General features: G+C 68.6%; 21 protein-coding genes and 3 pseudogenes. 8 read left to right on the forward strand and 16 right to left on the reverse strand.

The window, feature by feature from the left end; genetic code table 11:
• Positions 1–84 precede the first annotated feature (84 nt).
• The 3 genes from ABZ478_RS36130 to ABZ478_RS36140 all read right to left on the reverse strand — a co-directional run bounded on the left by ABZ478_RS36130 (position 85) and on the right by ABZ478_RS36140 (position 2,990).
• Positions 85–846, reverse strand: coding sequence for an aminoglycoside adenylyltransferase family protein (locus ABZ478_RS36130; RefSeq protein WP_359556499.1), 762 nt, complete (start codon positions 844–846; stop codon positions 85–87).
• Between the two features lie 129 nt (positions 847–975).
• Complete coding sequence (locus ABZ478_RS36135; protein WP_359556502.1) at positions 976–2,193, reverse strand: glycosyltransferase; 1,218 nt, start codon at positions 2,191–2,193, stop codon at positions 976–978.
• The gene (locus tag ABZ478_RS36140) at positions 2,181–2,990 is read right to left on the reverse strand and encodes a MerR family transcriptional regulator (RefSeq protein ID WP_359556504.1); all 810 of its coding nucleotides are present in this window, start codon (positions 2,988–2,990) and stop codon (positions 2,181–2,183) included. The genes ABZ478_RS36135 and ABZ478_RS36140 overlap by 13 nt, the downstream gene beginning before the upstream one ends.
• Before the next feature lie 362 nt (positions 2,991–3,352).
• Here ABZ478_RS36140 and ABZ478_RS36145 point away from each other — a divergent pair, with 362 nt between their 5' ends.
• Positions 3,353–4,360 (forward strand): hypothetical protein, encoded by a 1,008-nt coding sequence (locus tag ABZ478_RS36145; protein ID WP_359556507.1) that lies wholly within the window; start codon positions 3,353–3,355, stop codon positions 4,358–4,360.
• A 111-nt stretch (positions 4,361–4,471) separates the two neighbouring features.
• Here the strand turns inward: ABZ478_RS36145 and ABZ478_RS36150 are convergent, their stop codons facing one another.
• The 5 genes from ABZ478_RS36150 to ABZ478_RS36170 all read right to left on the reverse strand — a co-directional run bounded on the left by ABZ478_RS36150 (position 4,472) and on the right by ABZ478_RS36170 (position 8,978).
• Positions 4,472–5,614 carry a caspase family protein gene (locus tag ABZ478_RS36150; RefSeq protein WP_359556508.1) on the reverse strand — a complete coding sequence of 381 codons (1,143 nt, stop codon included), beginning with the start codon at positions 5,612–5,614 and terminating at the stop codon, positions 4,472–4,474.
• Positions 5,611–6,081 carry a hypothetical protein gene (locus ABZ478_RS36155; protein WP_359556511.1) on the reverse strand — a complete coding sequence of 157 codons (471 nt, stop codon included), beginning with the start codon at positions 6,079–6,081 and terminating at the stop codon, positions 5,611–5,613. The genes ABZ478_RS36150 and ABZ478_RS36155 overlap by 4 nt, the downstream gene beginning before the upstream one ends.
• Positions 6,065–7,435 carry a serine/threonine-protein kinase gene (locus tag ABZ478_RS36160; RefSeq protein WP_359556513.1) on the reverse strand — a complete coding sequence of 457 codons (1,371 nt, stop codon included), beginning with the start codon at positions 7,433–7,435 and terminating at the stop codon, positions 6,065–6,067. The genes ABZ478_RS36155 and ABZ478_RS36160 overlap by 17 nt, the downstream gene beginning before the upstream one ends.
• A gap of 198 nt (positions 7,436–7,633) precedes the next feature.
• Positions 7,634–8,218 carry a BlaI/MecI/CopY family transcriptional regulator gene (locus ABZ478_RS36165; RefSeq protein WP_359556514.1) on the reverse strand — a complete coding sequence of 195 codons (585 nt, stop codon included), beginning with the start codon at positions 8,216–8,218 and terminating at the stop codon, positions 7,634–7,636.
• A 109-nt stretch (positions 8,219–8,327) separates the two neighbouring features.
• Positions 8,328–8,978, reverse strand: coding sequence for a Pycsar system effector family protein (locus ABZ478_RS36170; RefSeq protein WP_359556515.1), 651 nt, complete (start codon positions 8,976–8,978; stop codon positions 8,328–8,330).
• 466 nt (positions 8,979–9,444) lie between these two features.
• Here ABZ478_RS36170 and ABZ478_RS36175 point away from each other — a divergent pair.
• Positions 9,445–10,178 (forward strand): annotated as a pseudogene (locus ABZ478_RS36175) (class I SAM-dependent methyltransferase).
• 64 nt (positions 10,179–10,242) lie between these two features.
• Here the strand turns inward: ABZ478_RS36175 and ABZ478_RS36180 are convergent.
• Positions 10,243–10,379, reverse strand: a pseudogene (locus ABZ478_RS36180) (IS5/IS1182 family transposase); the annotation flags it as partial.
• A gap of 542 nt (positions 10,380–10,921) precedes the next feature.
• A pseudogene (locus tag ABZ478_RS36185) lies at positions 10,922–11,032 on the reverse strand (transposase); the annotation flags it as partial.
• A gap of 37 nt (positions 11,033–11,069) precedes the next feature.
• Between ABZ478_RS36185 and ABZ478_RS36190 the strand changes: the two are divergent.
• On the forward strand, positions 11,070–12,299 hold the full coding sequence (locus ABZ478_RS36190; protein WP_359556518.1) for an RNA-guided endonuclease TnpB family protein: 1,230 nt from the start codon (positions 11,070–11,072) through the stop codon (positions 12,297–12,299).
• A 21-nt stretch (positions 12,300–12,320) separates the two neighbouring features.
• Here ABZ478_RS36190 and ABZ478_RS36195 read toward each other — a convergent pair whose 3' ends face one another.
• Both ABZ478_RS36195 and ABZ478_RS36200 read right to left on the reverse strand, forming a co-directional pair.
• Complete coding sequence (locus ABZ478_RS36195) at positions 12,321–13,484, reverse strand: pentapeptide repeat-containing protein (RefSeq protein WP_359556552.1); 1,164 nt, start codon at positions 13,482–13,484, stop codon at positions 12,321–12,323.
• A gap of 365 nt (positions 13,485–13,849) precedes the next feature.
• The gene (locus ABZ478_RS36200) at positions 13,850–14,644 is read right to left on the reverse strand and encodes a hypothetical protein (protein ID WP_359556521.1); all 795 of its coding nucleotides are present in this window, start codon (positions 14,642–14,644) and stop codon (positions 13,850–13,852) included.
• Between the two features lie 11 nt (positions 14,645–14,655).
• Between ABZ478_RS36200 and ABZ478_RS36205 the strand changes: the two genes are divergently transcribed.
• Positions 14,656–14,916, forward strand: a complete 261-nt coding sequence (locus ABZ478_RS36205) for a hypothetical protein (RefSeq protein ID WP_359556523.1) — start codon at positions 14,656–14,658, stop codon at positions 14,914–14,916.
• Between the two features lie 197 nt (positions 14,917–15,113).
• On the forward strand, positions 15,114–15,392 hold the full coding sequence (locus ABZ478_RS36210) for a VOC family protein (protein ID WP_359556555.1): 279 nt from the start codon (positions 15,114–15,116) through the stop codon (positions 15,390–15,392).
• 135 nt (positions 15,393–15,527) lie between these two features.
• On the opposite strand, the gene ABZ478_RS36215 is transcribed toward ABZ478_RS36210, so the two are convergent.
• From ABZ478_RS36215 to ABZ478_RS36230, 4 genes are all read right to left on the reverse strand, one after another.
• Entirely contained in the window at positions 15,528–15,836 is a 309-nt protein-coding gene (locus ABZ478_RS36215) for a hypothetical protein (protein ID WP_359556524.1), read from the reverse strand.
• 191 nt (positions 15,837–16,027) lie between these two features.
• Complete coding sequence (locus ABZ478_RS36220) at positions 16,028–16,732, reverse strand: Type 1 glutamine amidotransferase-like domain-containing protein (protein WP_359556526.1); 705 nt, start codon at positions 16,730–16,732, stop codon at positions 16,028–16,030.
• A 95-nt stretch (positions 16,733–16,827) separates the two neighbouring features.
• Positions 16,828–17,340, reverse strand: a complete 513-nt coding sequence (locus tag ABZ478_RS36225) for a GNAT family protein (protein WP_359556558.1) — start codon at positions 17,338–17,340, stop codon at positions 16,828–16,830.
• Between the two features lie 662 nt (positions 17,341–18,002).
• Positions 18,003–19,232: a multidrug effflux MFS transporter gene (locus ABZ478_RS36230; RefSeq protein ID WP_359556528.1), complete on the reverse strand. Its 1,230-nt coding sequence runs from the start codon at positions 19,230–19,232 to the stop codon at positions 18,003–18,005.
• Positions 19,233–19,288: 56 nt separating this feature from the next.
• Here ABZ478_RS36230 and ABZ478_RS36235 point away from each other — a divergent pair, with 56 nt between their 5' ends.
• From ABZ478_RS36235 to ABZ478_RS36245, 3 genes are all read left to right on the forward strand, one after another.
• Positions 19,289–19,759: a MarR family transcriptional regulator gene (locus ABZ478_RS36235; RefSeq protein WP_359556530.1), complete on the forward strand. Its 471-nt coding sequence runs from the start codon at positions 19,289–19,291 to the stop codon at positions 19,757–19,759.
• A gap of 1,705 nt (positions 19,760–21,464) precedes the next feature.
• On the forward strand, positions 21,465–22,142 hold the full coding sequence (locus tag ABZ478_RS36240; protein WP_359556533.1) for a hypothetical protein: 678 nt from the start codon (positions 21,465–21,467) through the stop codon (positions 22,140–22,142).
• Between the two features lie 155 nt (positions 22,143–22,297).
• The gene (locus tag ABZ478_RS36245; protein WP_359556535.1) at positions 22,298–22,750 is read left to right on the forward strand and encodes a hypothetical protein; all 453 of its coding nucleotides are present in this window, start codon (positions 22,298–22,300) and stop codon (positions 22,748–22,750) included.
• Positions 22,751–22,765: the final 15 nt, after the last annotated feature.

A 22,765-nucleotide genomic window follows, 5' to 3' on the forward strand; every position in this document is an offset into this window, starting at 1 on the left:
TCGCGGCCATCAACTGGTGGCTGCGACCAGCACGGTCGTAACACTCCCAGTGATAAGGAGCTCAGGAAGCGGTTCGTATGTCCGCTAGCTCCGGGCGCTCACCCGGTCGATCTCGGCGAGCACGCGGTCCACATGCGGACGTACCTGGGCCCGCAATGTCTCGCTCCAGCTTTCTTCGCAGTAGCGGCAGTTGAGATAGAGCTGCCTGGCGTGTCCCAGGACAGGACGGTGTTCGGGCGGGAGCCGGGCGAGTGCCCAGTCGGCGGCAGCGTCCTTCGACCTGATCCGGCCGGTGGCCAGCGTGGTCCAGATGCGTGCGAAGGTCAGCAGGACGTTGCGCGTGTCACCGTCAAGGTTGTCGAGCAGGTCGGGGATGCCTGCCACGCTCGCCCGGACCAGGTCAGAGTGCGGGACGGGACCGAGGACTTGTGCCGGCCGCGGGCCGGTGAGTGGGTGGTCGCCGGTCAGCACCATGGTGATCAGCAGGGCCAGATCGGGCATCGGCTCCGGCCGGGGGACCTCCCCTGCCTCGTACTCGGCTCGCAGCCACTCGCCGTACAGGAAGTCGCAGGTCGGAGGGTATTGCCATGGCTGGACCTCGGACTGGACGACCACGGTGAGCTCGACCGGGCGGACCTTGTTGCGGGAGCCGGAGATCCCGAGCAGCCCACCGAGGAGCGCCCGTCGCTGCCGCTCGTCCATCGACCGTCGGGAGACGACGAGCACGTCCACGTCGCTGGCCGGCCTGAGGTCACCAAGCACGGCAGACCCGTGAAGGTAGGCGCCGATGACATCCCCGCCCAGCACACCGCTGGCCAATGCCACAATCTCCTGAAGCTGATTCACGGCGCCAGTGTCTCCCGTCGTCCGTTCCGACGGCACGGCATTATGGGTCGGCTCGCGGTCCGCCGTCACGCGACCGTGCTGGTCGCAACCGTCAACGAAACGCTGTGACCAGCACTTTCACAACAGGCCCTAGCTGCATCTCGCCATTTGCCGGATGGTCTTGAGGACCTGACCCGCTCCATCCTCGGTCATCATGTGTCGCGCGCCTCTCACGGCCGCTCGTGTGTATGCCTGCTGCTTCACGACCCGGTCGAGTGAGTCGGCGAGCCGTTCGGCAGTCAGGGATCGGAAGGGGATCGGGTCGGTGGCGGCACCGAGGACTGCGAGTCGTCCTCCCCAGAACGGCTGGTCGGCAGCCACCGGCACGGTGACCGCGGGCACTCCGGCGCGCAGCGCGGCGGCCGATGTGCCGGCCCCCGCATGGTGGACCACAGCAGCCAGCCGTGGGAACAGCAGGGCGTGCGGTACGTCCCCGATGGTGAGCACATCATCGCCGTCGGCCGCGAGCCCGGCACTGCCGGCTTGGAGGATGCCGCGCAGCCCGGCGCGGCGCAGTGCTCGCACGGCGAGCTCGCTCAGCCGTTCCCCGTCGCCGGCCGCCATGCTCCCGAAGCCGATGAGCACGGGCCGGGGCCCGGCACTGAGGAAGTCCTCCAGAGCAGTGGGCAGCCGGTCGGACGGATCGTGAAAGGGCCACCAGTTGCCCACGACCTCCAGACCGGGGCGCCAGTCGGAGGGGCGAGGCGCCAGTACCGTGCTGAAACCGTGCAGGATGGGCCAGTTCGTCTGTTCCTGCCGTCTGCGCATCGCGGAAGCGGAGGCCGGAGGCAGTTGAAGACGGTGGCGCAACTTCGCCACCGCCTGTTCGAAGACCCGGTCCGCCATGCGAAGAGCGAAACGCCCGGCCATCCGGTTGGCGGGACGGCCCAGCCAGCGTGAGCCGGTGACGACGGGCGGGAAGTCGCCGGTCGGTGCGGTGGGCTGGAGGTACACACCGATGCTCGGTGTGCCTGTGGCCTCGGCGATATGCCAGCCCAGGGGAGCTGTGGTGGTCGACAGCAGAAGCAGATCCGGGCCGTCGGCCATCACATCGGCGAACCCCTGGCCCAGTTCGGTGATGAACGAGGCAGCGGTACGCATCAGTTCCCGCTTGCCCGACACGCCGCCGTGCCCCCGCGGGTCGGCGGGGAGGCTGCGGAAGTCCAGCCCGGCGCCGCGGACGAGGGGCGCGAAGGTTTCCGCGGTGGCCACGGCCACGTCGTGTCCGGCCCGGCGTAGTTCCGCGCCCAGGCCCGTGTAGGGCACGACGTCGCCGCGCGATCCGGCAGCGGCGATCAGAATCCCCATCGGTCCTCCTCGGAATCGGTTCGGCCGACCGCGCGGCGGGCCGCGTTGGCGTGCACTGCCTTGCACATGTAGGCGGCCAGGCCCGGGCGCTGCTGCGACGGCGGTACGACCAGGGCGAAAGCGCGCGGTTCGGCGACGAAGTCGTCCGCGATGCGTCGGTGCATGTCCGGTGGGCAGGAGGTGAACCACCGTGAGATGTGCAGGCGATGCTCTTCGGCCAAGTCCATGGCCCGCTCGCCGTCGTACGGTTCTCCCTCGTCGAAGGCCGCGAGCAGCTCAGCGCGCCACGCGGATGCCTCGCACATGAGCTGCCGCCAGTCGTCCTTGGTATGGGCGGCCGCGCGAGTCATTGCCTCGCGCTGTCCAGGCGACTGCGCCCATCTCAGCTCCGCCTCGGTGGCATAGCTCAGATCGAAAGTGATCTCGCCGAAGACATCGAAGCGTTCCTGGGGAGTCAGGGGCACCCCGGTCTGCTGGACCTCTATCGCCCGTTCCGCCACCTCGGCGAGCCGTTGCAGCCTGGCGATCTCCTCACTCAACTGCCTTTGCCGGGCGCGCAGATGTTCCACGGCGTTCGACAGCGGGTCCTTGAGGATCGCAGCGATCTCGTCCAGGGGGAATCCGAGCTCGCGGTAGAAGAGGATCTGCTGGAGACGGACCAGGTCGGCGTCACTGTAGAGCCGGTAGCCGGCGTGGCTGCGGTCGCTTGGCGAGAGCAGCCCTGCCTTGTCGTAGTGATGCAGCGTACGTACCGTCACACCGGCGAAGGCCGAGACCTGTCCCACGGAGTAGCTCATCCACCCGCCCTTTCGTCGGCACACAGCCTCAAGCCTGACGTAAGGAGAGGGTCAAGTCGCCTGCGCAGTTCGTTGGACGCAGCGTCTGCGGGGACATCGTGGCCACATAGCCCGACGAGGAAGGCGTGCGTTGGGCCGGCAAGTTGATTCGGCGTCCCCAGAACTGCGACATCCGCCTCATCGTGTCCCGCGACGACGGCTCAGGAGCCGAGGAGCGCTGCCCCGGCTCCGTGATCATTGCGCGATGGCCCCTGCCCAGTGCTGTCGAGCGTCCGGGCGAGCCCATGCGAGGATCTCGACATGGCCGCTCCACCCGGCGTCCCTGCCGGAAACGGATCCTGAACGCGCAGAAGGCTCGCCTCATGCCCCCACAGCACGACCGCACGCTGTCACCGCCCGGCGAGAGCCCGCACCACGGCGTCACCGCCACCGTGTTCGCCGTCCTGCGGCGGCACCGGCGTCCTCTGGTGGGCGCGACGGTACGCGTCGTCGGCCTGTCCGGATTGGCCGGGCTGTTGATGACGGCCGTGATATTCACGCTCGCATGGCCCGTCTTCACCCAGATGCGGAACCAACGCAACTGGTACCACCACGAAGAGGACCCCTACCTGCACGACCACACCGGCCTGGCCTGGGTCGCCCTCGGGACGCTCCCGCTCTTCCTCCTTCTCCTCGGCATCGGGAGCGCGGCCCTGCAGAACGTGTGCTCCCGGGCGGTTGCAGCGGTGGCTCAGCCCTCGCAAGGGGACCGGTCGCCTACCGTAGTTCCCGCGCGGCTGCGACCGGTGCTCGCCGTGTACGCGCTGCGCGGCCTGATCGTATGGCCCCTTCCGCTGCTCGTCGCAGCCGTGGCGCACAGCCTCACCGGCTACCAACTCGACACCCCCGAGCCCCTGAAACGCGGATCGTGGCCCTACACACTTGTCGCGGCATCTCCCGCGGCAGCCGTGTTCGCCGCCGTGCTGCTGCGCCTCGCGCTCACCCTCGCCCCGGCCGCCGCGGCCGACGGCCTCGGCCCCCGCGCGGCCCTGCGCCGTTCCTGGTCCATGACTCGGACACGCGCCGGAGCAGCCCGCGTCCTCGCCCTCGCGCTACCGCTGGCCGCGCTCACCGCTGGGGTGATCCGGCTGGTGACCCAGATCGCCCTGCCGCTGCGCCCCCTCGTACGAACCCTCCTCGAACAGGCCACGGGCAACTTCTTCGCCGCGTACTACGCCGGCATCCTCGCACCCGTCATCGTCGGCATTCTGGTCACCGCGGCCGTGACCTTCCCACTCACGTGTACGGCCTTCGCAGCTCTCCACGACCACCTCCGGTCGTGGAGTACCTCTGCCCGAGACGCGGGGGAGACGGCGCACTCCACCGCCTGAGGTCTTCGCCCCATGGCCCGATTCCGGCTCGATGCTTGCATTTCCGTTCGGGGCCGACGAGCAGCCGAGGGGCGTCCACCAGGTGCGGCGGGTCGCCTCCGCACGTCAGCGCTAGGGTGCGGAACGGCCCCCGGGAAAGCTGACCTTCAGCGCGTGCTCCAGCACGTCACAGGCCTCGGCGTGGCTGCCCACCTCCCGCAGCAGTGCGGCCAGGCGCTGGCACACGGCCACCACCTCCGGGCCCACCTGGTCGTGCACGGCGGCGAAGGCGGTCTCCAGCACCTCGATCGCCTCCCGACTGTGGTCCAGTTCGGTGAGGATGTCGGCGAGTTCCAGTCGCACGGCGATGTCGTCGCCGCCCTCGGTCACGCCGGGCTGCCCGAGGACGAGCCGGAGTACGGGCAGTGCGTCACGGGTGCGGCCGACGGCACGCAGCCGCCGTGCGAGCCGCAGCCCGGTCGTGGTGATCGCCGAGGTGATCTGCTGGTCGAGCACCGGGCCGCCGACCCCCTGGGGCGGCGCACAGGCTCTGTTGCGCGCGATCGGCAGGAGCCCCGAGTGATTCTCGCAAGCACGTCGGGGCTCCGGCTTGCTCTTGGCGCGCAACCGGTCCTTGAGGGTGCTGTACACGGTTTCCAGGTCGAGCAGTTCGGGCCCGTCGGGGATGCCGCCGCGCAGCAGGTCCAGCAGCTCACCGGTGAAGGTCGTGTAGATCTCGCCCTCGGGAGCGAGCGCTGGGCGGTCCCCGGGCGAGGCCGCCAGGATGTAGGCGCCATCGACCATGGCCTGCATCGCCAGGTTCTCCCCGCCGCCCATCGCGCGGGCGGCGCGTCCGCTGAAGCAACAGTCCAAGATCACGATCCGCCGCGGCGCCGGTGATGCTCGTATCAGCGACCGCAGATGGTGATACGCCACCGCTGACCAACCACGTCCGTCCTGGGAGTCATGGAGCGCCATGTACAAGTCGGGGTCATCGGGGTCGCGCAGCCCGTGCCCGCTGAAGTAGACCAGCAACGTGTCCCGCGCCCCGGCCGCGGCGGCCGCGACCGGCTCCAGGAAGTCGGCGGGGAACCGCGGATTCGCGACGACGGTGCAGTTCGACTCGGGGATCCCGCAGATCGTGGGGTCCTGAAGAGCCGTGCTCAGGCTCTTCAGATTCTGCGCGACCGGCGGGAGGGGAATCAGATGCCGGTACTCGCTGCCGCCGATCAGCACGGCCCGGGAGGCCGCAGGGTCGGGCAGGTCGTCGTTCACGGTCGGTGCCCGTTCACGGACCGCACGGCCTCGTCCTCGGCGGTGCCGGCCGGTGTCTCGCCCCCGTCGTCTCCGGCCGCTTCCTCGTCCCCGTCGGTGCCGCTGCGCTCGTCGTGTCCGCCGTTCAGCAGCGTGTGGATGACCTCGAGGGTGGCCTCGGGCGTGTCCGCCGGTACCTCCACGACCACCCGGCCGCGCGTGATGCAGAGTCGGGCCGCGCCGCGGCGGGCGTCCAGCCAGGACGCGATCGACACGGCGAGAGCGCCCGCGGCCAGGCCGGAGTTGACCACCAGCTCCAGGACGTCGAAGCCCAGGCCCATGTGGCCGGGACGCGGCGGACCGGAAGCGCGGGCGGTGCCCGTGCAGACGCCGGTGAGTGTCTCGTCCGCGCCGATCCACTGGTGCAGCGCGCGCAGTTCGTACTCCGCGTCCGCGCTCACTGCGCTGATCTCAAGAAGAAGGGCCATGCAAGACTCCAGGGTGGCCCGGCGAGCAGGCATCGTTGATCATCGACAGACGGTTCAGCGCTTCGGGCGCGACACCGAGACGTGCCAGGCAGACCGCGGCCCAGAAATGGTTGACCAGGGTCACGGGGTGCATCTCCCCGAGGTCGGCGGTGCGCTGCTGAATCAGATAGCCGTGCAGATCGAGTGCGTCGCTGTACTTGCCGCGGGACACCATGCGTACGGCCTCGCGGTGCTTGGCCTCGACCGCTTCGGGGGTCAGGCCCTCACGCATCAGCGTGTGGGTTCGGTTGATGAGCGAGGGCCCGGAGGACTGGTAGTCGTACTCGCCGAGTATCGGCCGGAGGGAAGGCAGCTCACGTTCCACGGGTGATGTCGGCGAGGGCGGTGGCGGCGGACCGAACGCGCCCCCAGGCCGCGGTGGCGCCAACAGATGGAGCGTCGTCGAAGTGGCCGGCTCGGGAGTCGTACGGGCCCACTCCGCCGCCGACTCACGCAGATGGCCGGCGACCAGCTCGGCGACGACCCCCTCGACCCGTTCCGGAGTACCGAGGCCCAGGGCCACCTCGTTGGCACCGGACGGCCGTAACTGCGGATCGCGCTCCAGTAACCGGTCGACCATGCTCGCCAGTTCGGAGTCCACATCCCGGCGGTCGCGCAGAGTCGGCGGCGGCTGGGCGACCTTGGCGAAGAGAATCCCGTAGGCGGAGCCGTCGCCCCCGGCGAAAGGCTCCTCGCCGGACAGCATCCGGTACATCACACAGCCGAGGCCGTACAGGTCGGCCTGCGGGCCGACCGTCAGCCCGCGCACCGCCTCCGGCGCCATGTAGAGGGGTGTTCCGACGAGCATGTCCGCCTGGGTGAGCATCCCGGCCTCGACGAGACGCGCGATGCCGAAATCCACCAGTACGACGCGCCCGTCGCGGCAGAGAAACACATTCCCGGGCTTCACATCCCGGTGGACGATGCCGACATCGTGTGCGGCCCTCAGACCGGCGCACATGCCCCAGACCACGGCCCGCACCACTTCCTCCGACAGCGGCCCTCCGGACGCCGTCAGGACGCGGTTCAGCGCGACGCCGTCGAGCCGCTCCATCACGAGATACGGCTGGCCGCCCTCGATTCCGACGTCGTACACCACCACTGCGTTTCGACTGCTGATCCGAGCGGCTGCCTGAGCCTCCCGCCGGAAACGTTCGGCCGCGGACGGGTTCTCCGCCGCATACCCCGACAGCAGCTTCACCGCGACCGACCGGTCGAGCGCGATGTCCCGGGCCTCGTACACCCGGCCCATACCGCCCTGTCCCAGAAACCGCTCCAGCCGGTATCGCCCCGCCAGAATCCGGACCTCGCCCATGATGCCCCCGCGCCTTCAGGCCCTTTCGGCTCAAGCCTGATCATTCCGTCGGACGTGGGCGGGCGCAACCGGTTCGCACGGCGGCCGGACATCACGCACGGGCGCGGCACAACAGGTGCTGTCCGCCGGAGCCCGGCATACCCGCCCCGCTCCGCGGCCTTGCCGACCGACACTCAGGGCCGCTTCATCGCCTGGTCTTCACTTGTCAGTGTCGTGTCGGGCTTCCTCCTCGGGCGCCGATGCCGAGTCCACCGACGCGGAAGCCGTGTAGAAGACGGAGCTGCCCTGCTTGTTCCGCCGCACCAGGCTCTTGGCGACGAGGCTTTCGAGCGTGGTGCGCACGACGTTGGGCGAGATGGTGCGGTCGGCGTGGGCGTCGCTGAGCGCCTTGGCCACTTCTGCCGCGGAACGGGGCTCGTTCTGCTCGGTGAGGTGGCGGTGGATGAGATCGATCAGCGTGGTGCCGGATCCCTTCCGCGCCACCGACCCACCGGCGACGGGCTTCGCGCCGGCCGGCTTCTTGCCCTTGGGCGACTTCACCGCGGTCGCCTTCGCCGTTCGTCGCGAACCCGAGGCGCCGGTGCTCTTCTTCCTGGGAGAAGGCACGGCGGCGGTGCCGGTGTCGGAAGGTGCGGCGACGGGAGTTGTGACGCCGAGCGCCTGCTGCATGCTCACCAGTACGCCATGGTCGTGCTGGAGCGTGATCAACTGCTCCTGCAACGCACTGAGTTCCGCAGTGACGCGTTCCTGCTCCTTGACGTTGCGTTCGAGGTCACTGGCCACTTGGCTGATGTACTGCGAGGCCAACGCGGTCGCTGACGCCGTTCCTTCAGACATGGTCGTCTCCTTGATCGGCGGCCGGGACGTGGCTCTGGCGGCCCGTTGAGGCGGGTCAGGGACGGCGTTGCGGCCGCAATGTGCCCTGGTGCAGCGATAGTACGGGTGAAGCCCCCCGTTTCCGCGCGTGCGTCGCCCGTTCGTTCCCAATTTCCTGATGCAGGTTCTGCGATTGCGGGCATGGGGGCCGGTCCCGGTCACCTGCCCCGGACGTAGGCGCAGAGGTCACGACTTCGCTGTGGTGATCACGGCCGCCAGACTGAGCAGCCCCAACGCGGCCAGCATGAAGTCGAACCGCGAGGCGGATCCGAGCGTATTTGGTGCGGACCGAGGCGGCGAGTGTCCTGACCAGGACCAGTTGCTGGCCCGCAGCGAGCTCTCGACGCAGTTCCTCGTCCGTGAGATTCGGCCACCGGGGCCACCCTGGACCGCCCAATTGCGGGCGCACCGCCAGAAGTAGAGCCACTGTGGCGAACAGCAGTGCGCCCGCACCGACTGCGCCCACCACCATCATGGGAGCCGAGAGGCGTCCGATGGCGCCCAGGGAGACGAGCGCGGCCAGCGCCGCGCCGTTCAACGCCAACAACAGGGATGCCTTGCTGTCACTGCGGGCCAGCTCTCCGCGCAGAAGAACAAGTGCGGCATCGATGTGCGGGCCGGTCTGGCCGGCCTGTAACGGGTCGGGGATCGGAGCGGTGATCGACACGTTGCTTGCTCCTCTGCGTCGGCCCGCACCTGGTACGGCACGGGCACCGAATTCCTTCGCCTGCGTGCAGCCTGCCCCTCCGGAACCCGGCCCACCCCGCCGATCAGGCCCGCGCCGGGCCTCGGTCGGCAAGGCCAGTGCCCAGGAGGAATCGCCGCTCGGCCGGTACTCGTCCCTCCGGTGAGCCACCTGCCGGCCTCTGCTTGGCTTCTATCGCGATCAGGGGCCCGAAGCGGGAGGAGTGGGTACGGGTGAGGGGAATGGCTTCCAAGCCCGTCATCACGCCACGGGCGCCGCGCCAGCCGTGGCTGGTCCGGGCAGGCCCGCAAGCGGTGACGAAAGGGCCCCCGCGCCGCTGGGGCTCGTCCGACGGATCATGGGCCGAGCCAGGGCCGGACCGAGGCGAGGGCCGGACAGTGCCCTAATCGTGTTGACCGCCCCCGGCAGGCAGTGCTGGAGTCGGCTCGTGGACAGCATCCCCGCCAACCGGCGGCTCTGGAACCGGATCAGCAGCGCCTACCAGCACGAGCACGACCCGCAGATCGGCGCCACACCCCGGCTGTGGGGCATGTACTCCATCCCCGACGCGCACCTGCACGCCCTGGGCGACGTCACCGGCAAGCGCGTCCTCGAACTCGGCTGCGGCGCCGGCCAGTGGTCCAGGGCGCTCGCCGCCGAGGGCGCCACCGTGGTCGGGCTCGACCTGTCCGAGGCCCAACTCGCGGCAGCGGCCCGGGCGATGGGAGCGGCCCGCTACCCGCTGGTGCAAGGCGCCGCCGAACAACTCCCCTTCGCCGCCGACAGCTTCGACCTGGTGTTCTGCGACTTCGGTGGGCTCAGTTGGGCGCCCCCGCACCTGGCCGTCCCGCAGGCCGCACGCGTCCTGTGCCGAGGCGGGCGCCTGGTGTTCAACGTCGCCAGCCCGTGGTTCGAAGCTTGCTACGACGAAGCCGCCGGCCGCGTGACCACGACGCTGCAGCAGGACTACTTCGGGCTGAACACCATCGCCGAAGGCGACGGCGCGACCAGCTCACCTACGGCGACTGGGTCAAGGTTCTGCGCGGCGCGGGTCTCATCATCGACGACCTCATCGAGCCGCGGCCCGAACGCGGAACACCCAACGGCTACAACGAAACCGACCCACCGGACTGGGCACACCGCTGGCCGGCGGAACTGCTCTGGATAACCCACAAACCGTAAGTTCCGCCGCGCCGAGACGTGAAGGCATCCCCTCGCCGGGCAGGCCTTGGGCCTGTCCGGCTGGTCATGGGCGGAGCCAGAGCCGGATCGAGGCGAGGGTGACGGTCCAGTGGAAACGTAGGCGCGTTCGTCGAAGCGTGTGGGCACGGCCCGGAAGTTCTTCAACGCGTTGATCGTCCGCTCCACTTCGTTCCTCAGTCGGGCCCACCCCTCGTTCGTGAGATCTCCCCCAGGTCGCGGACGCCCACGGCGTCAGCCGCATCCAGGCCGCGCTCGCCTGGCTGCGCCGCCATGGCCCTCGCATGAACCGCGTCGTCCGCTCCGGCGCCGCTGCCGCCCAAGTGCGGTGAAGGGGCGTGCCCGGCGCCGCAGGGGGCAGGTGCGGGGTGCGGACGAGGTAACCGTCGACGCGGCTGAGTCGGTCCGAGGCAGGGTCGGCGGGAGTGCGTGGCCGAGGGTTGTCGGCGCGGACCTCGCTGATCCGCTGGTCGTGCTGGTACTCATGGTTGATGAGCGAGATCAGCAAGTGAGTCAAAACAAGAACCTGCCCGAGCCGCAGAGGGCGCCCAAGCACGCAGACGAGTAGCGACGTCGGTCAGGCGGATCGCGGTCGCCGCAGCCCTGACCGGCGCTACCGGGTCTATTCGCAGTGCACCGGGCTTCCGCCCGGTGGTGAAGCGAATCTTTAGCCTGCTCTGACCTCAGCTGTGGGCACGGATCCGCACGGGGTACTTCGGCCGGCGTCAGAGCGGCCGGTTCTGCTGCTCGATGTACTGTTTCACGATGCTGAGCGGCGCACCGCCGACCGACCCGGTGAAGTACGAGCCGGACCAGAGGCGTTGCGCCCGCCAGTAGTAACAAACGAGATCCGGGAAGCGTATCGTGGCCCGCGTGCAGCTTCGGTACAGCTTCCGTCTGTACCCGAACACCAATCAGCGCGCGGCGTTAGCGAAGGCGTTCGGGTGCGCGCGGGTGGTCTACAACGATGCCCTCAGGGCTCGGGAGACCGCACGCAGCGAGGGGCTGCCGTTCCCGAAGACCGGGGACCTTTCGAAGCAGCTCATCACCCAGGCGAAGAACACCCCGGAACGCATCTGGCTCGGCGAGGTGTCGGCGGTCGTCCTCCAGCAGTCCCTGAGGGACCTGGATACGGCGTGCAAAAATTTCTTCGACGCCGTGAAGGGCAAGCGCCCGCGCGTGGGCGCGCCCCGGTACAAGTCCCGCAAGGACACCCGGCAGGCCGTCCGGTTCACCGCGAACGCCCGATGGTCGATCACGGCGGGCGGGAAGCTGCGCCTGCCGAAGATCGGCGACCTCAGGGTGAAGTGGTCGCGGACGCTGCCCTCGACGCCGTCCACGGTGACAGTGGTCAAGGACTCGGCGGGCCGGTACTTCGCATCCTTCGTGGTGGAGACCGGCACCTTGGAGGTGCTGCCGGAGACGACGCCCGCACTGGGCATCGACCTCGGGCTCGGGCACTTCGCGGTCCTCTCCGACGGCCGGAAGATCGACAGCCCGCGCTTCCTGCGCCGGGCCGAGAAGCGCTTGAAGAAGGCGCAGCGCACCCTCTCACGCAAGGAGAAAGGCAGCAGGAACAGGGACAAGGCCAGGACCCGTGTCGCACGGGCACACGCCCGTGTCGCGGACGCGCGCCGCGAGTTCCACCACCGGCTCTCCACGAAGCTGATCCGCGAGAACCAAGCGGTCGCGGTGGAGGACCTGGCGGTGAAAGGGCTCGCCCGCACGCGCCTGGCCAAGTCCGTCCACGACGCCGGATGGGCGGCGTTCGTGACCATGCTGGAGTACAAGGCCGCCCGGTACGGGCGCACGTTCGTGCGCATCGGCCGGTTTGAGCCCACCTCGCAGGTCTGCTCGGTCTGCGGCGTCAAGGACGGCCCCAAGCCCCTGCACGTCCGAGAGTGGACCTGCGGTGCATGCGGGGCCGTCCTGGACCGAGACATCAACGCGGCGGTCAACGTCGCAAAGGCGGCCGGACTGGCCGTGTCAGCCTGTGGAGCGCAGGTAAGACGGGGACCCGTCCCCGCACAGCGCGGCGAAACGGGAACCCGCCCGGAACCGCACCCGACAACGGTGCGGCAGACGGGAATCGCCCTCCTTTAGGTGGGCGAGGATGTCAATTGGTCAGGGAGTGGACCGCAGCGGCGGCGCCTGCCACGTCATACCCGGCGGCTGGAGCAGGGGCGAGGGCTCGGGGCCGGGGTCATCGGTGTCGACGACCCCGGCGGCCGTCCGGTCGAAGTCGGCCGGCCAGCGGGTGTGCTCGCTGGCCAGGGCGCCGGTCAGACGTGCTTCGGCGAGGTCGGCCGTGCTCAAGTCGGTGCCGCGCAGGTCAGCCATGCGGAGATCGGCGCGGTGGAAGACCGCGCCGTGGGCGTCGGCCTTGCGCAGGTTCGCCTCACGCAGGTCGGTCCCGGTGAAGTCGGCGTCGCGCAGGTCGGCTTCGACCAGCTTCGCGGCTCGCAGGTCGGCCAGAACGCACCGAGCCCGGCGGAGAATCGCAGTCGTGAGGTCGGCGTGCCGCAGGTTGACCGAGACTAGGGATGCCTGGGTCAGATTGGCGTGGTACAGGCCCGCCGCCTCCATGCAAGCACGGTCGAAGTTGACCTCAGGGAACCACAGTCCGTCGCAGTCTGCCCGCCGCAAGTCGGTGATGCTGAGATTGACCCACGACTGCTCCCGGTGCCGGCACAGCACGCCGAGCGCCGTCAGCGCCACCTGGGCGTCGGCGGCGCGAGTCTCCAGGGGTGCGATGTCGTTGATGGGCACGTCCGCCGCCGGTGCTTCCGCCCCGGCGGGTGGCCAGGGCAGGTGTGTACGCAGATAAGCGGCCTGGATGGAGATGATGGCTTCCCGGTCGCGGGCCGACTGCTCCGCGATCCGCCACAGGGCGTGCAACCCGCCGATGCGCACATCCAGCTTGTCGCTGCCGAGCTGGTCGACGGCCCGGCTGAACCGGTCGGTGACGTAGCCTTCCTGGGTGGCGCGCAAACCGTCCTGGCTCACCCGCAGTTGCCGCCAGGTGGCATGCGCGCCGAAGAGCACGACCAGGCCACCGACCAGTTGCAGTAGCGTCGTACGGACATCGTTCACCGCCTTCAGCCGATCCTGCGCGGCGACGCTCGCCCCGGCGAGATCGTGGTCGACCACCACACCGGGCACTACGACGAACATCGTGCCCAGAATGACCAGCCCCACAGCCCCGGCCAGCAGAGTTGCGGCTGCGCGACGCTTGACCGACCTACCGCGCCGTGCCCGCCGCCCGCGAGCCGGATCCCCCATCTCCATGGACATGAGAGCCTAGGCGCCGCCCAGAAGACGATCAAGGGTGTCGTGTCGATGGCCCGTGGCGTGTGAACGGCCATACATATGGCGCTAATTGGGACGCAAGCCTGAACCCGCGCGACCAGTTCCCACCCTGCCCTGTCCGCCATCGTTCGCCTCAACTCGGTGAGTTGCTCGACGAATTCGCGCACCGGAGCCTGGCCGCGCTGGGCGTTGGCGCTCCACGAACGGCGTGGCGGAGCACGCAGCGGGCCGCCGGCGCCGGACCCGAGCGGCGACTTGAAGCCCTCGGTCATGCCGTGTCGACCGGCCCGCCCATCCGCACCGTGCGTCGCGGACGGGCGGATGCCGCCGAATTCGCCGGCCGGCTACCTCAGCGAGACGGCGTCCCCGGCGGCCGTAACCCGTGCGGTCGTCGTGGTGCCGGGGAAGTGCCAGCGCCAGCTACCGGCCGAGGTCGCCGTGACCTTGGCGCTGAGCTTCCCGGAGTCGCCCGTCCGTACCGTCTTCACCGTGCGGTAGTGGGCTGCGCCGGCCGCCTTGAACTGGAGCTTCACGTCCTGGCCGGTGAACCCGTAGTACTTCAGGTGCTCCCAGTTCGCCCGGGTCAGCTTGCCGGAGACGGTGAGCTGGGCGCCCTTGGCGACGGGCTCGGGTGCGGCGTCCGTGGTGAGCCTGGAGGCGCGCTTCATCCTGAACTCGGCGATGTCGTCCGAGATCCAGTAGTCGCCGTCGTTCGCCCTGACCGTGGCGTTGACCTGCCAAAGGCCCGCCGCGTGGTCGACGTCCTCGGGCAGGCTGTCGGGAAGCCACTGCGGCGCGATCGTCAAGGTGGCCGTGCACACCGAGGTGGTGTGGCTCTTCTTCACGCACTTGGTGCCGGTCCAGTCGCTGAAGCCCCAGCCGTTGCTCTTGTTGAACACGCTGACGTGCGACAGGCCCTTCACCCCGGAGTTGTCCCGGATGGTGATGGCGATCGGATAGGTGACGCGCTGGGACGTACCGATGATGACGTTCTTGCCGTCGTTGACGACAGCGGTCGTGACCCGGATGTCCCCCTTCCCTTCCGCATGAGCCGCGGTTGCCGTCAGCAGCGTCAGAGCCGCCGCTCCGCCCGCCAGAGCCCAAGCCGCTCTGACGGGTCTGGCTGTTCTGTTTCGCATGATCCCTCCCCTTGAGTACGAGGGAAGAGCGTACTCAGCCGAGGGGCCGGGATCGCGCGGGCCTCCCGGTCTGCGAACCCGACCACCCCCTGCTCCTGCCGCGGAGCCTGTGCCACCACATCACCCTCGGCCGCAGCCGCCGACCGGCCTGGAAATTGCAGGACGACCATCTGCTCCCTCAAGGCCTGCACGAGCCCGTGCGCGGCCGCGTCGTCACCGCACACTTCTACGACGCGCGCACCCGCACCATCACCTTGCTCCAAGTGGGGTGACAACCGCGGGTGCTGGGGACCGGAGGCGGCCACGACGCCAGTTCGGCTCGTGAGAGTCGCAGTGCGTAGGTGCTGCGTAATACCCCTGTATGGTCCTGGATCCGTCTTGTTCTCATCCGGAGGCGTCGATGGCCGTTCGTCGTGTCATGCCCATCATCCAGTCAGAGGCCGCACAGGAAAGCCGGGAGTTCTAGGGCCTGTTGGGCTTCGAGGAGGTCATGAATCTCGGCTGGATCATGACGCTTGCCTCGCCGTCCAACCCAGTAGCGCAGGTCAGCGTGATGACCAACGACAAGACTGCCCCGGTTACCCCCGATATGAGCGTCGAAGTCGACGACGTGGAGGCCGCGTACGCGGCCATGCGGGACAGCGGTGCGGAGATCGTCCACCCCCTGCAGGACGAGGAGTGGGGAGTACGTCGGTTCTTCGTCCGCGACCCCACCGGCCGCGTGGTCAACGTTCTCAGCCACCGCTGACGCTTCACGCGGCATGAGCGGTGCTGGTCGCAACCACTCGTAGATCGGCGACGAGATCGCGGGACGCGGTGGACGGGACGACCGCTCCAGGTGAGGGCGTCCCGTCCACATCCGCGTCCAGATGGACCGTGGCCGTCACTCCTTGGCGGCAGCCTCCCGGATCAGCGGCTCGAGTTCCTGCCGCACGTAGGCGTCGAACGGTTCTGTCAGCGCGCCATCGATCACCCGCTTCACCTGGTGCTTCGCCGCGAACTCCGTGAGTGTGGCGCGGGAGTCCGGCTTCACGCCCCCTCCGATGATCAGAACCCCGAACTCCTCGGTCTCCAGGAGCTTCTGGGCCTCCTCGTCGGTGCTCACTCCCTCCGCGTCAAAGCCGTCCGCACGCAGCGTGGCCAGTACCTCCGTCACCCTGGCGGGCGACCTTCCCAGCACCAGCGTCCTCATGGCCGTTCCTCTCCGGTACGTCGACATCGGCACCCCGAACCTAGAAGCTCAACCAGACCTGAGGTCAACCCCGAACTGATCGTTTGTCTCAGCCTGCTTCACTTACCGGCTGATTCCGCACTCATGGGAGTGACCACCGGCGCGCCGTCCCGGCTGATGAACACCCAACCGTCAGGTCATGATGGAGTGCCTCAGCTGCCGTCCGAACAAGCGCCCCGAGGACCGCACAGACAGGCCCCCAACTTGGGCGACAGTCGGCACCCGTCCGGGGCTGGAGCTGATGGTCCCCGTCGTTGCGGCGCTCCGGCCCCGCGGCAGACGAAGAACGCCTTGGCTCGGCCTCCGCCGACTGCGACGATACTGCTTCCCAAGTGGAGGGCATTTGTTCGTCTTCGTGTCCGCGGGGTGCGGCGCCGCGGCTTCCAGCCCACGAACTCCTCCCCGACACGGGGGGCCATCACCATGCTCCCGGCACTGAGCCCCACATAGACCGTGTCGGGCAGCGACGGCAGGAGCGCAGCCAGCCCTGACTCTTGCATCCAGTGGCCCAGGTAGAGCGCCTCACCGCCATTGACCAGCAGGACGTCGGCCTCCCGGACCCAGGAGACCCAGCGCGCTTCCTCGATGCTGGGCAGTGCGGTGAGCTCCAACACGCCCACCGACTTCCACCCCAGGTCGGCCATCGGGCTGGGGGATCGTCCGCTGATGAACCGCCATGGCCCACCCGGATCGGCGTCGGGGGCCCCGTACCCCGCCGTGGGGATGCAGAGAGCGCTGGACTCGGTGATCGGCTTACCCAGGAGGTCGAGCAGCGCATTTCGGATGCTCGCGTTCTTGACACCGGAATCGGTGAGGAGAAGCTTCATCATGTCCTTTACGAGGAACGTCGTCGACATGGTCAGAAGCGGCAGTTGGCCCTGCTGAACGGACCGCCCTTGGCGGACCGTACGTCTGGCGGGTGCCAGGACCGCTCGCCGGAGGATGGAAGGGATCAGCGCGGCAGCTCGGTGGCCAGAAGGTCCATCAAGAGGCCGTCGTGCCAGGTGTCGTCCGGACCGCGCTCGTACTGTCGCATGATGCCGACCGGTCGGAAGCCGACCTTCTCGTAGCAGCGGATCGCCGCGGTGTTGTCGGCCGCCGGGTCGATGACCAGCCGGTGGTAGCCGTACGCGTCGATGAGGTGGCGGGCCAGTGTGCGTACCGCGTCGGTGCCCAGTCCGTTGCCATGCACGGTGGGCTCGAGGAAAAGATCGATACCGGCGTGCCGGTAGTCCGGGTCCTCCTCGGAATACCACTGGATCATGCCGGTGATCCGCTGCTGGTATTCAACGGTCAGGCAGTTGCAGTCGGAGTCGTCAAGGCTGGCCGCGATGTCGGCTTCGAGATCGTTTCCGCCCTTCCACCGGGCACGCACCTCAGGAGTAGCCCGGATGGCCGCCAGGGCAGCGACGTCTTCGGTGACGGTGGGGCGGAGTACGACGAGAGCACCATGCAACACGGTCATGGTCTGGGACACTACGCGACGGGAGGTCTGCCCCGCGCGACGGTTTTCGGGTGACCCCGTGACGCCGCTACACGTCAGAAGTGCGTCCGAACCGATGCCGCTCCGCACGACGTTGGCGTGTGCAACCGAGCCGCGGACGGTGCGCACTTGATGTCCCGTGTGCCGGCGGCTGGCCGGGAAGGCGGTGGACGGCGGATCCGTCATGGTGATGGCCACAGACGGATCCTGCGACGACGGCCCCTCCGTCAAGGCGCTGGAGACAGACAGGAGCGTCGTGCTGTACGCCGTCCACCGACGGAACCCGAAGCGGCCCCTGTCCCGCCGACATGGCCGACATGACCGAACAGCACGTGAAGGTGGAGCTGCGGAAGCCGCTGGGCGGACGCCTCCTCCTGGATGCCCTCACCGGACGACCGGTGCCGTACGCAGACCCCAACGGGCCTTCACGGGCCTTCACCGGACCGGACCTGAGCGCAACACCATCCAGGTGTTCCCACAGGACTCCGCCCACCGCTCGCGAGTAATCGCCTGGCCCTCAAGCCTCGGGTCGCGGCCGGACGACGGCCGTGACCTCGTCCTCCTCCGACAGGAAGCAGGGTGTCGCTGCCAAGCCTTGTTGTGCTGATTCCGGCGGTGCCGGAACTGCGGAAACGAGCAGGTGTTCATGTACGGCGGGCGTGGAGGACGGCCAGCGCGGCTGCGGCGCAGATGACCATGGTGGTGCCCATGGCGACCGCGGTGACCTTGCCGGGCAGGCTCATGGCGGAGGCTGCGAGGCCGCCGGCGAGGAATTGCAGCAGTCCTTGCAGGGAGGCGGCGGCTCCGGCGGCGGTGCCGTGGCCGCCCAGTGCCAGGGACGTGGCGTTGGCCAGCACGATGCCGAGCATGGACACCACCAGGAAAAGGCAGATCAGCAGCAGCGGCACCGGGAGGCCGAGCGCGGCGCAGGCCAGGACGCCGGCGGAGCCGAGAGTGGCCACGGTCAGGCTGACGCGCAGCAGGGTGTGTTCGTCGGCGACGCGGCCGACGAGCCACGCGTTGACCTGTCCGAGCAGCACGATGCCCAGACCGTTGATGCCGAAGACGAGGCTGAACTGCTGGGCCGTGAGCCCGTAGGCGTCCTGCAGGACGAACGACGATCCGGAGATGTAGGCGAACACGGCGGCGGACATCAGTGCCGCGGCGAGAACGTACCGCAGATAGGGGAGATCGGTGACCAGCGTCCGGAAGGTCCGCAGCGTCGCCCGGAGGTGAGCCGGCGCCCGATTGGCGTCCGGCAGTGACTCGGGCAGCGTGAAGGCGACCGCGAGCAGCAGGACGGCGCCGACGGCGGCGAGCACCAGGAACACCGCGCGCCAGGTGGTGAGCGTCAGCAGTTGGCCGCCGATGACGGGCGCCACGACCGGTGCGACGCCGTTGACGACCATGAGGGTGGAGAAGAACCGGGTCATCGCGGTACCGGAGAACAGGTCCCGCACGATGGCCCGGGCCAGGACCGTGCCCGCGGCCGCACCCAGCGACTGCAGGATCCGGCCGGCGATCAGCCAGCCGACGGCGGGCGCCAGCGCGCACCACAACGACCCCGCCAGGTACAGCGCCATACCGGCCAGCAGCGGGCGGCGCCGGCCCCACGCGTCGGACAGCGGACCGACGATCACCTGGAAGAGGGCCAGGCCGACGACGAACGCCGTGAGGGTCATCTGGACCAGCGGCGTGCTGGTGTGCAGCTGGTGAGCCATGCTCGGCATGGCGGGCAGGTACATGTCGATCGTGAGCGCGCCGAACGCGCTCAGTGAGCCGAGCACCAGAGCCAGCCGCACCCGGCGCCTCCTGGCCACCGACTTCGGCACTCCGGCGCCGTCCGTCGGGGCGACCGCTCGCTGTTCTTCCACAGCATCGTTAGTTATGGACATATAATTATGATGCCATAATCCAGTAGACTGATGCCATGCCCCGCGACACAAGAGACGCCGTCGACGCGGATGCCGACGGTCCGCTCGCCGACCTCGCCGATCTGATACTGAACGTCGGCCGGCTGGTGCGCGCCCGCACCCCGGAAGGCCCGCAAGTGGTGGCGCTCACCGAAACCGAGCGGCAGGTGATGCGGGTCGTCGACCTGTACCCCGGGGCCGCGCCCAGCGAGATCGCCCGCCGCACCCGCCTGCAACGCACCAACGTCAGCACGGCGCTGCGCAGCCTCGAAGGCAAGGGGATGGTTTCCCGCACCGCCACCGACGGCCGCGGCATCGCCGTGCGCCCGACCGAGCGCGCTGCGGCCAACCTCCGGGTGCTGCGCGCCGCCTGGGCACAGGAACTCGCCGTCATCCTGGGCGACGACCTCGACATGGTCCGGCGATGCACCCACATGCTCAGCCACCTGGAACAGCGGCTCACGGCAGACGACCAAGGCAATCCGTGACCACCGATCGCGGACTGTCGGGTGACCGAGAACGCAGTCCCGGGGCCCGGGACCGGTCGGTCCCGCGGCAGCGGGGCGGCATTGGATCACCCTGCCAGGCCCCGCAGCGCGTCAGTACGGGGTACGTCCAGCGCATGCCGATGACCGCGGCCGGCGTGGAGGACGCACAGCAGCCGCCCCGGACCGACGGACAGCCCCCCGGCGGGCGCACGGCGCCAGCGGCCGGAGCCGGCTGCTAGCGCCACCGCCCCGCCAACCCTCGGCCAGGCAGCCCGGCGTGTTTCGTCGGCAGCGACCACGCCGCGCCCGACCGCCGACCCACGCACCCATTCGGCCGCCCGCGCCGCCGAGTCAAGCTGTCTCCACGTGGTCTGAGGACGGCCGACGATGGCCGAATAGTTGAGGCCGTGACGTCGCACTTCAAAGGCGGCGGACGAAGCCCCTCTCATAGAGGCGAGCCGCACTCGCGTCACCCGGTGGCTGAGGTCCTTCTGAAGTAGGACAAGTCGCTGGTGTGGTCCTGCAGGATGCGCTGAGTAGGTGATCGGGAATGTGAGGGCTGACAGGCTTCGCCGGCCCGCTCGTCGACATGGCGTCCGTCGGTGCAGGCAACACGGCCGATTAGTGCTGCCCGGGATGGCCAGGACCGCCCTGTTGGTGGGTAGGTCCGCGCTGTGTTGCGACTGTCGCCCCGTCCTGCGGATCGTGCTGGGACAGCCGACGGGCCAGGGCCACTCCGTCGTCGAACAAGGGGCGCGCTCGCTCCACGAACTGATGGGTGCGGTGCTCCCAGTGAAAGGCGGAGCGGATAGTGAAACCCCGGTGCAGCCGGACCAGTTCGGCCAGATGCTCGCCCGGTTCCTCGGCGGCTCGCACAGCAAGGGTGTCCACCGCTCCCCGCAGAGCGTGACGGCCGTCGACGTAACGCCGCTGGGCATCGGACGACCAGGGTCGGCAGGGCCAACTGTGAGGTGGCTGACCAGATAGGGGCGTGCGCAGGCAGGCAGGAAGGTGTCAGCCAGCATCACAGGATGAAGAGCAGCGATCTGAGCCGGCGTGAACTCATGGACGGCAGAGTCACCGCTCCCGAGGGGGAGCAAAGGCTGGTGCGTCGTCGTACCTTCGAGATGTGGGATCGGGTGATACGGCCCCCTGGCCGGAAGGGCCTACGGCAAGCACTGGTACGCCGTTGTACGCGAGGCCGCCGTGGCCAAACGAAGAGCTCAGTTCATGTGATCTGGCAGAAGGCCGCTCAGACTGACTCAGCCGCGAACGAACCGGAAGGGTTTCGGACAGACACACGGCGAGCGGCAGCCACTTCCCTTGGCCTCCTGCGACTGCGCTGGCTTTGCGGGCCGATGGCTCCGTACTGCGGGGGGTGGTGCTACGTGAGGGCGCCGTGTGTCAACGATTGTTTTCAGCTAGTAAATGATCGTTGAATCGTGACCGGTCTTGAGTGCGACGCCATTCAAGTGCTCGCCTCCCGGGAATCGACTGCATCGTGAAGCAGAGCGCGCAGGATGCTCCGAAGTAGCTGCCTCGGGTGCTCACCAAGCTGACGATGCGGTGATCAACAGCGAGGCAACAGCGGCAGTCCTCCAGGGGATGGCGACCACGTTGGAGCAGGTGCAACCTGGATGGTTCAACGATCGCCTATGGCGATAAACGATCGTTGAGAGCTGGTGAAAGGTGTGAGTAGGGTGTTGTGCGCACACCAATCATTGATCTGCCGGCCCTGGGGAGCGCTTCGGTGTCCTACGCTTCGCCTCTGCGCGCAACCCTTGAGCGCCTGGAAGAACTCCTCGCGGAGCGAGGGCTGAGAAGCTCGGACCTGTTCACGGCGCCGTCCCTGGCCGGCGCAACAGCGCTTCCCGAGAGCATCGTGCGCACCCTGCTACAGGGTGGTGAACCGCCCGCCGACACCGTGAACGAGAGGGTCCGCACGCGCATCAAGGCCCTTGCGGACGCCCGCATGGCGCGAACGGGCGAGCGCATGTCAGAACTCGCTGGCAAAATCTCCAAGCAGTTGGGGGTATCCGCTTTCTGGGCGAGGCAGGTCTGCTCCGGAACCAAGGTGCCCAGCATCGAGCTGCTGCACGGCTTGGTAGAAGTCTTTGGCGTGCAGGTCGGGGAAACGTTCTTCACCGCGCCTCCCGCCGAGGCCCTCAACCGTGAACTGTTCCCCATTCTTGCCGCGCTGGACCCGGCGCAAGACGGACAAAACTCCGATGCCAAGTGCGGGACCGATTCGCGCGGGGAACTAGCCGACGTACGTGGCATCGCCCTACGCCAGGCCATGGACCTGCCCAAGGAGCGATGGAACGTACTAGAAGCGACCTTGAAGGCGCTGCTCGAGGTCGATGACAGAGAAGAGCATCAGTGAGGACCGGACCCAGGGCGATGCGGCGACTCAGCGCCCGACTCATTGAGAATTTACCCGCACCGGCCGATGCTGAGGACATCATCCCGTTGATAGGCCATGCCCTCAGCCAAGTCCGCGGCAGGCAGGTCCGGGTACGCAGCGCCGTATTCCCACCCATGACGGCCAGCGGGCTCTGGGTGGACCGCACCCACCACGATCTGATCATCTTTGAAGCGAACACCGACCAAGAGCATCAGCTCGTGATCATCGGTCACGAGGCGTGGCACATGTTCAACGGCCACTGCGGCAGCGCCACCCATCACGGCCCCGCAGCGCACCGCACTGATACCAGTGAGGCACAAGGCACCCACGAAAAAATCCTCGCCGTCATCGCACAGTGCGACCTCGGGACCGACACACCTCTCACCGAGCACATGGACGCCGACCTCCACTTCGCCACACGCGCACAGCCACGTCAGGTTGACGAGGAACTTGAGGCCGAGCACTTCGGCGTCCGGTTTGCCACAGACCTTCAAGCCGTGCTGAACGAGATCCGCTCCACCGCCCACCAACCGAACGTGGCCGGACGCATTCAGGCCTCCATGGCACACCGCTTCCACCAGACATGAGCCCGCCCACAGAAG

Source organism: Streptomyces sp. NPDC005706, assembly GCF_040631045.1.
In the GTDB taxonomy this organism is placed as follows: domain Bacteria; phylum Actinomycetota; class Actinomycetes; order Streptomycetales; family Streptomycetaceae; genus Streptomyces.

Coding starts and splice junctions, on each gene's coding strand:
- ABZ478_RS36235 (WP_359556530.1), top strand. CDS start 19,289: ATGCCCCGCGACACAAGAGACGCCGTCGACGCGGATGCCGACGGTCCG.
- ABZ478_RS36220 (WP_359556526.1), bottom strand. CDS start 16,732: ATGTCGACGACGTTCCTCGTAAAGGACATGATGAAGCTTCTCCTCACC.
- ABZ478_RS36140 (WP_359556504.1), bottom strand. CDS start 2,990: ATGAGCTACTCCGTGGGACAGGTCTCGGCCTTCGCCGGTGTGACGGTA.
- ABZ478_RS36135 (WP_359556502.1), bottom strand. CDS start 2,193: ATGGGGATTCTGATCGCCGCTGCCGGATCGCGCGGCGACGTCGTGCCC.
- ABZ478_RS36145 (WP_359556507.1), top strand. CDS start 3,353: ATGCCCCCACAGCACGACCGCACGCTGTCACCGCCCGGCGAGAGCCCG.
- ABZ478_RS36245 (WP_359556535.1), top strand. CDS start 22,298: ATGACGGCCAGCGGGCTCTGGGTGGACCGCACCCACCACGATCTGATC.
- ABZ478_RS36215 (WP_359556524.1), bottom strand. CDS start 15,836: ATGAGGACGCTGGTGCTGGGAAGGTCGCCCGCCAGGGTGACGGAGGTA.
- ABZ478_RS36155 (WP_359556511.1), bottom strand. CDS start 6,081: ATGGCCCTTCTTCTTGAGATCAGCGCAGTGAGCGCGGACGCGGAGTAC.
- ABZ478_RS36225 (WP_359556558.1), bottom strand. CDS start 17,340: ATGACCGTGTTGCATGGTGCTCTCGTCGTACTCCGCCCCACCGTCACC.
- ABZ478_RS36160 (WP_359556513.1), bottom strand. CDS start 7,435: ATGGGCGAGGTCCGGATTCTGGCGGGGCGATACCGGCTGGAGCGGTTT.
- ABZ478_RS36195 (WP_359556552.1), bottom strand. CDS start 13,484: ATGGAGATGGGGGATCCGGCTCGCGGGCGGCGGGCACGGCGCGGTAGG.
- ABZ478_RS36200 (WP_359556521.1), bottom strand. CDS start 14,644: ATGCGAAACAGAACAGCCAGACCCGTCAGAGCGGCTTGGGCTCTGGCG.